The sequence below is a fragment of the Rhizobacter sp. genome (genome assembly GCF_035702065.1).
GTDB lineage: Bacteria > Pseudomonadota > Gammaproteobacteria > Burkholderiales > Burkholderiaceae_C > Rhizobacter.
In genome coordinates this window covers 1-8,423 of sequence record NZ_DASSRA010000151.1, presented here as the reverse complement: position 1 = coordinate 8,423, position 8,423 = coordinate 1, and the positions used below count along the sequence as shown (strand labels likewise).

5 protein-coding genes and 1 tRNA gene are annotated in these 8,423 nt (G+C 65.1%); 4 read left to right on the top strand and 2 right to left on the bottom strand.

What is annotated here, in order from left to right:
- Positions 1–193: 193 nt before the first annotated feature.
- A tRNA-Pro gene (locus tag VFL64_RS07210) sits at positions 194–270 on the top strand.
- A gap of 62 nt (positions 271–332) precedes the next feature.
- Here the strand turns inward: VFL64_RS07210 and VFL64_RS07205 are convergent.
- Positions 333–2,792 carry a sodium-translocating pyrophosphatase gene (locus VFL64_RS07205; RefSeq protein WP_489539695.1) on the bottom strand — a complete coding sequence of 820 codons (2,460 nt, stop codon included), beginning with the start codon at positions 2,790–2,792 and terminating at the stop codon, positions 333–335.
- Positions 2,793–3,030: 238 nt separating this feature from the next.
- Here VFL64_RS07205 and ppa point away from each other — a divergent pair, with 238 nt between their 5' ends.
- A complete protein-coding gene (ppa, locus tag VFL64_RS07200; protein ID WP_028359503.1) occupies positions 3,031–3,564 on the top strand; it encodes an inorganic diphosphatase in 534 nt (177 codons plus the stop codon).
- 132 nt (positions 3,565–3,696) lie between these two features.
- Complete coding sequence (locus VFL64_RS07195) at positions 3,697–6,417, top strand: M16 family metallopeptidase (RefSeq protein WP_489539694.1); 2,721 nt, start codon at positions 3,697–3,699, stop codon at positions 6,415–6,417.
- Here VFL64_RS07195 and VFL64_RS07190 read toward each other — a convergent pair.
- Positions 6,407–7,576: a GNAT family N-acetyltransferase gene (locus tag VFL64_RS07190; RefSeq protein WP_489539693.1), complete on the bottom strand. Its 1,170-nt coding sequence runs from the start codon at positions 7,574–7,576 to the stop codon at positions 6,407–6,409. The two genes, VFL64_RS07195 and VFL64_RS07190, sit on opposite strands and share 11 nt — an antisense overlap.
- Here VFL64_RS07190 and VFL64_RS07185 point away from each other — a divergent pair.
- A partial coding sequence (locus tag VFL64_RS07185) for a nitrilase-related carbon-nitrogen hydrolase (protein ID WP_489539696.1) occupies positions 7,577–8,423 on the top strand: 847 nt, incomplete at its 3' end.

Genomic DNA, 8,423 nt, shown 5'->3' with positions numbered 1-8,423 from the left:
CCGGCCGAATTCGCCGATGAGCCGATGGGCGAGGACGATGTCGCCGCACCGATCGAAGAGCTGCCTGTTCCCGAGGTTGTCACCAGCGAGGTGTCGATGGTTCAGATGCGACAGGAGCTGATCTCTATCCGCGGATTGCTCGTGGTGTGAGTCGGAAGGCTGCCGATTTCAGGCTATACTGCGCGGCTTACGTCGGGGTGTAGCGCAGCCTGGTAGCGCACTTGCATGGGGTGCAAGGGGTCGCGAGTTCGAATCCCGCCACCCCGACCATTGAACGACAAAGGCCCGAGTTCTCACGAACTCGGGCCTTCTGTTTTGTGGGTTCAGAACTGCTACTGCAGCGAGACCTCCACGCGGCGCGCCTCGGCATTGCTGCCGGTGGCGGTAAGCACCTCGGGCTTCTTCAGCTCGATCTTGTCTTCGGTGATGCCTGCAGCCTTCAACGCGTCACGCACAGCCAACGCCCGCTGCTTGGCGAGCTCTTCGTTCTTCGCAGCGTCGCCGGTGGCGTCGGTGTAGCCGCTGACCACGGCCTTCTTGCCGGCGGCGACTTGCCCGGCCACCGTGGCCAGTGCATCGCTTGCACCACCCGCGACGTCGGCCTTGCCGGTGGCGAAGTAGAACTTCACGACCCCGCCCTCCACCTTGAACGAGGCCACCTCGGCAGAAGCGCTCGCCGAGGCCGACGCGGCTGGGGCTGCGCTCGAGTGGCTCGCGCCACCGCCGGCGACGACCGGCAGCAACGGCACGATCAGCAGCGCGACGATGTTGATGATCTTGATCAGCGGGTTCACCGCGGGGCCGGCCGTGTCCTTGTACGGGTCGCCGACGGTGTCACCCGTCACAGCCGCCTTGTGGGCTTCGGAGCCCTTGCCACCGTGATGCCCGTCTTCGATGTACTTCTTGGCGTTGTCCCAGGCGCCGCCGCCGGTACACATGGAGATGGCGACGAAGAGTCCGGTGACGATGGTGCCCATCAGCAAGCCGCCCAGCGCAGCCGGGCCGAGCAGCAGGCCCACCAGAATGGGCACGACCACCGGCAAGAGGCTGGGGACGATCATTTCCTTGATCGCTGCGGTGGTTAGCATGTCGACCGCCTTGCCGTACTCGGGCTTGCCGGTGCCTTCCATGATGCCTTTGATGTCGCGGAACTGGCGGCGCACTTCTTCCACCACAGAGCCGGCGGCACGGCCTACGGCCTCCATCGCCATCGCGCCGAAGAGGTAAGGGATCAGGCCGCCGATGAACAGGCCCACGATCACCTTGGGGTCGCTCAAGTCGAAGCTCACGCTGATGCCGCGACCTTCGAGCGAGTGCGTGTAGTCGGCAAACAGCACCAGGGCGGCCAGACCGGCCGATCCGATGGCATAGCCCTTGGTGACGGCCTTGGTGGTGTTGCCGACGGCATCGAGCGGGTCGGTCACATCGCGAACGGCCTTGGGCAGCTCGGCCATTTCAGCAATGCCGCCGGCGTTGTCGGTGATGGGGCCGTAGGCGTCGAGTGCCACGACGATGCCCGCCATGCTGAGCATGGAGGTGGCGGCAATGGCGATGCCGTACAGGCCAGCCAGTTGATAGGCCACCAGGATGGCGATGCAGACGAAGATCACCGGCCAGGCCGTCGAGCGCATCGACACGCCCAGGCCCGCGATGATGTTGGTGCCATGACCCGTGGTCGAGGCCTGAGCAATGTGCTGCACGGGCTTGTACTGCGTGCCGGTGTAGAACTCTGTGATCCACACCATGGCCGCCGTCAGCACCAGGCCGACGATGCAGGTGCCGAACAGCGCCAGTGCCGACACGGAGGCGCCGCTCGAGAGTGTCAGGGCCTGCGGGAAGAGCGCCGTCGTGACGAAGTAGAAGGCGATCAGCGAGAGCACCCCCGCGACGGCGAGGCCCTTGTACAAGGCTGGCATCACGTTCTTCATGCCCGGCGATGCCTTGACGAAGCTGCAGCCGATGATCGACGCGATGATGGACACGCCGCCCAGCAGCAGCGGGTAGATCGCGGCGTTGATGGCGCCTGTGCCGGTGACCATCAGTGCACCGAGTGCCATGGTGGCGATCAAGGTGACGGCATAGGTCTCGAAGAGGTCGGCGGCCATGCCAGCACAGTCGCCGACGTTGTCGCCCACGTTGTCGGCAATCACCGCGGGGTTGCGCGGGTCGTCTTCAGGGATGCCGGCTTCGACCTTGCCCACCAGGTCGGCGCCGACGTCAGCGCCCTTGGTGAAGATGCCGCCGCCCAAGCGCGCAAAGATCGAGATCAGCGAGGCGCCGAAGGCCAGGCCCAGCAAGGGTTTGAGCAGACCGGAGAGCGGCGCGGTGCTGGTGCCGTTGCCGGTGAGGTAGATGAAGAAGATGGTCACGCCGAGCAGGCCCAGGCCCACGACCAGCATGCCGGTGATCGCGCCCCCCTTGAAGGCGACGTTCAACGCTGGAGCGATGCCTTTGGTGGCCGCCTCGGCCGTGCGCACGTTGGCCTTGACTGACACGTTCATGCCGATGAAGCCGCAGGCGCCCGACAGCACGGCTCCGAGCACGAAGCCCACGGCAGTGGTCACATCGAGAAAGATACCGATGAGCACGGCAAGTACCACGCCCACGATGGCGATGGTCTTGTACTGCCGGGCAAGGTAGGCGGCGGCGCCTTGCTGGATGGCGGAAGCGATCTCCTGCATGCGCGGATTGCCCGCGCTCTGACCCAGGATCCAGCTCCGTTGAACGAAGCCATACAGAACTGCGGCAACACCGCAGGCAAGCGCAAAGTACAGCGCCAAGTTCGTCGACATCGGTGGGACTCCTCGTTTCGTTGTTCACACGTTGAGAGAGACGGTGCCCACCACTACTTCACCCGGCTTGGCAGGTACGGGCGGGTCTGCGGGGCATGCTAAGGGAAGGGCCGTGACATGGCAACGAACGCTGCATGGTGGTTTTCCAGCGGTTGGTGCGCTCTGTGGCACGCGTCAGGCCGCTGCAAGAGGGGCGGGTAAAATTCGGGTTTTCCCGCTCACTTCAATCAAAAGCATCATGAGCCTGCACAACGTGACCCCCGGCGACAAAGCGCCCGACCAGTTCAACGTGATCATCGAGATCCCGATGAACGCCGATCCGATCAAGTACGAAGTCGACAAGGAGAGCGGTGCGTTGTTCGTTGACCGCTTCATGACGACTGCCATGCACTACCCGTGCAACTACGGTTATGTGCCGCAAACGCTGTCGGACGATGGCGACCCGGTCGACGTGCTGGTCATCACCCCGTTCCCCCTCACGCCCGGCGTGGTGGTCACCTGCCGCCCCATCGGCGTGCTGAAGATGGAAGACGAAGCCGGTGGTGACAGCAAGCTGCTCGCCGTGCCCATCGACAAGATCCTGCCCATCTACACGCACTGGCAGAAGCCGGAAGACATCAACCAGATGCGTCTGAAGGCCATCCAGCACTTCTTCGAGCACTACAAGGATCTCGAGGCGGGCAAGTGGGTCAAGGTCCAGGGCTGGGAAGGCCCCGAATCGGCGAAGGAAGAGATTCGCCAAGGCATCGCCGCATACGCGAAGAAGCCCTGAACCCGGGCTGAATGTTCTAAGCCAACAAGGGGAGCTTCGGCTCCCTTTGTCCTTTGTGGTGCGGGTTCCGGCCGGAACTCGCTGCGTGCAACGCGGCTCTACACTGCCTCTTTGCCATCACGAGCCTTGCCCATGCTGCGTCGATTCCTGAGTGCCAGTGCCACGCTTGCCCTTGTGCTTCTCGCCCCGGTGGCGCTCGCTCAGAACCTCCCCGCCGGGGTGACGCGTTTGCAGGCGGTCGAAGGCATCACCGAGTACCGGCTGGCCAACGGCCTGCAGCTGCTGTTGATCCCGGACGATGCCAAGCCAACCACCACCGTCAACATGACGTACCACGTGGGCTCGCGCCAAGAGAACTACGGCGAGACCGGCATGGCGCACCTGCTCGAACACCTGCTGTTCAAGGGGACGCCCACGCACCGCAACCTGCTGGGTGAGTTCACCAAGCGCGGCCTGGCAGCGAACGGCAGCACCTCGTTCGATCGCACCAACTACTTCGCGAGCTTCTCCACCAGCGACGACAACCTCAAGTGGTACCTGGGCTGGCAGGCCGATGCCATGGTCAACAGCTTCATCGCCCGCAAGGACCTCGACACCGAGATGACCGTGGTGCGCAACGAGATGGAGATGGGCGAGAACAGCCCAGACCGCATCCTGTACGAGAAGACGCTGGCCACCATGTACCAGTGGCACAACTACGGCAAGAGCACGATCGGCGCGCGGGCCGACGTGGAGAACGTCGACATCCCGCGCCTGCAGGCCTTCTACCGCGAGTACTACCAGCCCGACAACGCCACGCTCATCGTGGCCGGCAAGTTCGACCCGGCCAAGGTGCTGGGTTGGGTGGCGCAATCCTTCGGCAAGATCAAGAAGCCCGTGCGCAAGCTGCCGGTGCACTACACCCTCGACGCGGTGCAGGACGGCGAACGCAGCGTCACCGTGCGCCGTACCGGGGGCGTGCCCATGGTGCTGGCTGCGTACCACGTGGTGCCGGCCGCGCACCCGGACTTCGCGGCCGTGGAGGTGCTCGACCTCATCATGGGCGACACCCCCGCGGGCCGCCTGCACAAGCGGCTCACGGCCAAACAACTCGCGGCCGGCACGTTCGCGTTTGCGCAGGGGCTGGCCGACCCGGGCTTCACCATCTTCGGCGCGCAACTGGCGCCGGGGCAGGACGTTGACGCCGCACGCACCGAGATGCTGGCCACGCTTGAATCGGTGGCGCGCGAGCCCATCACCGACGAAGAGCTGAAGCGGGCCCAGGCCCAATGGCTCAAGGGCTGGGAACAGGCCTTCACCAACCCCGAGACAGTGGGTGTGGCGCTCAGCGAATCGGTGGCTCAAGGCGACTGGCGGCTCTTCTTCCTGCTGCGCGACCGCGTGCGCGATCTGAAGCTGGCCGACGTACAGCGCGTGGCCGAGCAGCGCTTGCTGCCCTCCAACCGCACCGTGGGGTTGTACCTCCCCATCGACAAGCCGCTGCGCGCCCCGGCGCCGGCCAAGGTGGACGTGGCTGCCGAGATGAAGAGCTTCAAGCCCGAAGCGGGCGTGGCCAGCGTTGCGGCCTTCGACGCCACGCCGGCCAACATTGACCGGCTCACGCAGCGCTTCGAGCTCGGCGGGTTGAAGGTGGCGCTGTTGCCCAAGCCGGCGCGCGGCGAGGCGGTGCAGGCGGTTCTCACGCTGCACTTTGGTGACGAGAAGACGCTCGCCGGCCAGGGTGAGGTGCCCGACGTGGTGGCGGCCATGCTGGACAAGGGCACGAGCACGCGCACACGCCAGCAGATCCAGGATCAGCTCGACCAACTCAAGACCGAGATGCGCATCAGCGGCGGGGCAGGGCGGGTGAGCGTCAGCCTCACCTCGCGCCGCGAGCACCTGCCTGCTGCCGTGGCACTCGTCGGCGACCTCTTGCGCAATCCTGTCTTCCCGGCCGACGCACTGGATGAGATCAAGCGCCAGGTGGTGGCCGACGTCGAACAGCAGCGCAAGGAGCCGGAGGCCGTGGCCGACAACGCCTTGTCGCGCCTGCGCAGCCCGTACCCGCGGGGCGATGTGCGCTACGTCAGCACCTTCGACGAGATGGTGGGCGATGTGAATGCCATCACCGTGGATCAGCTCAAGGCCTTTCACAAGCGCTTCTATGGCCCAGGACGAGGCGAGTTCGGTGCGGCCGGCGACATGGACGTGGCGGCGGTGCGCAGCGCGCTGGACAAGGCCTTTGCTGGCTGGAGCAGCGGTGAGCCCTACACCCGCGTTTCGCAGCCCCTGGTTCCAGTGAAGCCGCAGCGCCTTCAGCTCGCCACGCCCGACAAGCAGAACGCCACCATGCTGGTGCGCCTGAGCGTGCCGCTCTCGGACAACGATGCCGACTACCCCGCGCTGTCGATGGCGAACTTCCTCCTCGGCTCGGGTGGGCAGTCGCGTCTGTGGAAGCGCATCCGCGAGACCGAAGGCCTGTCGTACGACGTGAACAGTGGTGTGGGCTGGAACAGCCACGAACCGCACTCGGTGTGGCAGGCCAGCGCTATCTTCGCCCCGCAAAACCTGGCCAAGGTGGAGACCGCTTTCAAGGAAGAAGTGGCGCGTGCGCTGAAAGACGGCTTCACGGCCCAGGAGCTGGCGGAAGGCAAGCGTGGCCTGCTGGCCTTCAGGCAGCTTTCACGTGCGCAAGACCGGAACCTGGCCGGTGCGCTGGCCAACAACCTCGATCTGGGCCGCACCTTTGCGGTGTCTGCGCGCGTGGACGACGCGCTGAGCAAGCTGACACTGGAGCAGGTCAACGCGGCGCTGCGCACCTACGTCAAGCCCGAGGGCTTCGTTGCCGCGGTTGCGGGCGACTTCAAGCCTTGAACGGCAAGCGCTCGTTCAGTTCGTCCAGGTAGCTCGCCACGCCTTCTCCTTCGTGTTCGAGGAAGTCGGCCACTGCCTGCGCGAACTGCGGGTGGGCCAGCCAGTGAGCCGACCAGGTCTGTACCGGCAGCAGTCCGCGGGCCATCTTGTGCTCGCCTTGCGCGCCGCCTTCGAAGCGCCGGTAACCGTTGGCAATGCACCAGGCCAGCGGCTGGTAGTAGCAAGCCTCGAAGTGCAGGCAGGAGATGTGCTCGGTGGCACCCCAGTAGCGTCCATAGGCGTTGCCTCGTTCGGGGTCGATGGCGATCAGCGATGCTGCGACCCGCTCGCCGTCCTTCCACGCAACAAAGAGCAGCCAGTTCTCTGGCATGTCGATTGCCATTCGCTCGAAGAAGTCGCGCGTGAGGTAGGGCGAGGAGTGATGGGCGCGGTAGGTGAGGGTGTAGCAGCGGTAGAAAAAGTCCCAGTCGGCCTGGCTGATGTGGCGGCCTTGGTGGGCCGTGAAGCTGATGCCGGCCTCGTGCACGCGCCGGCGCTCCTGCTGGATCTTCTTACGCTTCTCGCGCTGCAGGTCGGCGAGGAACTGCGCGAAGTCGCCATAGGGCAGTGGCTCGCGGTTGACCCAGTGAAACTGCACCGTGCTGCGCATCATCCAGCCGGCACTGCGTGCGGCCTGCTGGTCGGCTTCGTCGAGAAAGAGCACGTGGGCGGATGAGAGCTTGGCTTGCTGCGCGAACTGCTTCATCGCTTCGAGCAGGGCGATGCGTGCCGCACTGTCGCGTGCGAGCAGGCGCGGCCCCGGCACAGGTGTGAAGGGCACCGCGTTCAGCAGCTTGGGGTAGTAGCGCAGGCCATGGCGCTGGTAGGCGTCGGCCCAGGCCCAGTCGAAGACATACTCGCCGTAGGAGTGGCTCTTCAGGTACACGGGGCAGGCAGCAACCAGCGTGCCGCCTTCGGTCACTGCCAGGAACTGCGGCGCCCAGCCGGTGGCGTCGATGGCGCTGCCCGATTCATGCAAGGCCAGCAGGTACTCGTGACGCATGAAAGGTGTGGCGCTGGCTTGTGCATCGAGCAGCGCATTCCACTGCCCACGGTCCACTAGGGCAGGGTGGTCAAGAACCCGAATGACATAATTGTTCGAGCCTTTTTCATCACGCATATGTCATCCAAACCACGGGTCAGAGTTGCTCTTGCGCAGATCAATGCCACGGTGGGCGATCTGGCCGGCAACGCCCGCAAGATCATCGAGTTTTCGCGGCGCGCGCATGCGCAAGGTGCTCGTGTGGTGCTGACACCAGAGCTTGCCTTGTGCGGCTATCCGCCGGAAGACCTGCTGCTGCGCCCGGCCTTCATGCAATCGTGCGCGCAAGCCCTTGCCGAATGCGCGCGGTCGCTGGCTGATCTGCCGGGTTTGCATGTGGTGGTGGGGCATCCGCATCAATGGGGTGAGCGCGGTGATGTTAGGTCGAAGTCGCACGCCGTGCAGCAGCGCTACAACGCGGCCTCGGTGCTCGCAGGGGGCAAGGTCCTCGCGACCTATTGCAAGCGCGAACTGCCCAACTATCAAGTGTTCGACGAGCGCCGCTACTTCGCATCGGGCCGCGATGCACAGCAGGGTGCGGTGGTCTTCGAGGTCGATGGCCTGAAGTTCGGCCTCAACATTTGCGAAGACGCCTGGTTCGACGAGCCGGCCCGTGCGGCCAAGGCGGCTGGTGCCGAGGTGCTGTGCGTGCTCAACGCGTCGCCCTTCCACCTGGGCAAGGTGACCGAGCGTGAGGAACGCATGGCGCAGCGCGCACGCGACGTGGGCATGCCGCTGCTTTATTCGCACCTGACGGGTGGGCAGGACGAGGTGGTGTTCGACGGAGCATCGTTTGCCATCGATGCCCAGGGCCATGTCGGTGCGCGTGCGCCGTTCTTCGAAGAGTCGCTGCTGGTATTGGATGTTGGCGCCGAAGAGGTGCAAGGCCCGGTGGCGGCCGTGCCTGAGATCGAGGCACAAGCTT

Excerpts from the sequence above, each read along its gene's own strand:
- VFL64_RS07195 (WP_489539694.1), top strand. The coding sequence starts at position 3,697 with ATGCTGCGTCGATTCCTGAGTGCCAGTGCCACGCTTGCCCTTGTGCTT.
- VFL64_RS07205 (WP_489539695.1), bottom strand. The coding sequence starts at position 2,792 with ATGTCGACGAACTTGGCGCTGTACTTTGCGCTTGCCTGCGGTGTTGCC.
- VFL64_RS07190 (WP_489539693.1), bottom strand. The coding sequence starts at position 7,576 with ATGCGTGATGAAAAAGGCTCGAACAATTATGTCATTCGGGTTCTTGAC.
- ppa (WP_028359503.1), top strand. The coding sequence starts at position 3,031 with ATGAGCCTGCACAACGTGACCCCCGGCGACAAAGCGCCCGACCAGTTC.